The organism is Nocardia sp. NPDC058497, from assembly GCF_042720195.1.
Lineage (GTDB): Bacteria > Actinomycetota > Actinomycetes > Mycobacteriales > Mycobacteriaceae > Nocardia.
The window spans coordinates 1-1,678 of the sequence record NZ_JBHXMY010000889.1 but is presented as its reverse complement, the minus strand read 5'-3'; the positions used below and the strand labels follow the sequence as shown (position 1 = coordinate 1,678).

The 1,678-nt window shown below is 67.6% G+C and carries 2 protein-coding genes and 1 pseudogene; 1 reads left to right on the top strand and 2 read right to left on the bottom strand.

What is annotated here, in order from left to right; genetic code table 11:
- On the bottom strand, window positions 1-222 hold a 222-nt coding region (locus tag ACFWPJ_RS32170), incomplete at its 3' end, for a hypothetical protein (protein WP_378857200.1).
- Between the two features lie 120 nt (window positions 223-342).
- On the opposite strand from ACFWPJ_RS32170, the gene ACFWPJ_RS32165 reads away from it, so the two are divergent.
- Window positions 343-1,200, top strand: coding sequence for a dienelactone hydrolase family protein (locus tag ACFWPJ_RS32165; RefSeq protein WP_378857198.1), 858 nt, complete (start codon window positions 343-345; stop codon window positions 1,198-1,200).
- Window positions 1,201-1,374: 174 nt separating this feature from the next.
- Here ACFWPJ_RS32165 and ACFWPJ_RS32160 read toward each other — a convergent pair.
- Window positions 1,375-1,678 (bottom strand): annotated as a pseudogene (locus tag ACFWPJ_RS32160) (Uma2 family endonuclease); the annotation flags it as partial.

The window sequence follows — 1,678 nt, the reverse complement described above, 5'->3', positions numbered from 1 at the left end:
AACCCATTCTCTTGGGGGGCAGCGTCTTTTGTTTAAACGATACCGACGCTCGGCCTCCAGATTGGCCAGCTTGCCCGCCTTGCGTTCGACCGCGATCGACCCGTTTCCGTCGAGGATCGCGACCCCCGCCGAGTCGTATCCGCGATACTCCATGCGTCGCAACGCGTCGACGACAACGCCGAGCGCGTCCCGGTACCCGACGTAGCCCACGATTCCGCACATGGTGGTCCAGCCTAGCGACAGGCTCCGATTCTCGCCGTCTCGGTGTCGGCCGCGCGCGGCGGACCAGGTTCCCAGCCAGGGCTTCCGCCGCGCGCGGGGTGATCGGATACTCTTCTCCCCGTGTCGGTGTCGGTGAAGTCGCTCCTCAGCACCTTGTCCGCGCGCGGACCCCACCGTGTTCTGCGCGGAAATCTGGGGATCGCGGGCCAGCCGGGTGTGGTCTACACGCCCGAGTCCGGGCTGAACCTGCCCGCCATCGCGTTCGCGCACGGCTGGCTGACCAGCTCCGAGAACTACAAGAGCCTGCTCGAGCACGTCGCGTCGTGGGGCTTCGTCGTCGCCGCGCCCGACACCGAACGCGGCCCGATCCCGTCACACCTCGACCTGGGCACCGACCTGCTCACCACGCTCGACATCGTCAGCAAGGTCCGCCTCGGCGACGGCACCATCAGCGTGCACCCCGACCGCCTCGCCCTGGCAGGCCACGGCATGGGCGCCGGCGCCGCCGTCATCGCCGCAGCTCAGCGCCGCGTCGCCGCCGTCGCCGCCCTGTTCCCCGCCCCCACCTCCCCCACCGCGGAGAACATCGCCCCCGACCTCGACACACCCGGCCTGATCCTGGCAGGCGCCCTCGACCTCGACTCCGTCAGCTCCAACGCCCGCGCCCTCGCCACCGCCTGGTCGGGCCCCTCGATCCTGCGCACCCTCGACGGCGCCTCCCACAACGGCATCGTCGAAGGCCGCCGCCTCTTCGCCGCCCTCGGCGCGGGCCGCTACGAACACAAAACCGAGAAAACCACCCGAGCCCTCCTCACCGGCTACCTCCTCAACACCCTGCTCGCCGACAAGAAGTACGCGGCGTTCGCCGACCCCGAAGCCGTCATCCCCCATACCACGGTGGTCGACCCCCACACCCCGGTCGAAGAGGAAACCCCGAAGCTGTCCATCGGCACGGTCGCCAAACTCATCCGGGGGTAATCGGGGCCTTGAACACCATCGTGTCGATCGATCAGTGTGCCCACGGGTCGTCCGGCATCGGGCCCACGGTGTCACGCACCGCTTCGAGATCGTCGCCGAATTCAGGGTCGGGAGTCGCCGCTGACGCGAGCAGCCGAATCGCCTCGTTCATGGAACCTCACCTCTCCGAGATACCTAGAATTCGAGTTCGCCCCAGGCGATGTCGATCAGGAACGGCAAGGCCATGACGATGCCGCCGGATTTCTTGGGCGACCACATTCCCGCCAGGATGTAGTTGGCCTGGTGCAATGGACGGACACCTGGCGGCAGGTTGCCGTGGGTCGTCTCCAGCGCATAGGCACGAACCGAGGCGATCGCGCTGTGTGCTCGCTCCAACGTCACTTCCCAGTACCAGGGGATGCCGGCACCGGCATACCGGGCCTTCTTCTCCTCCATGTCGGCCGGAGAATTCGATGGCGAGAGCACTTCGCCTACCAGC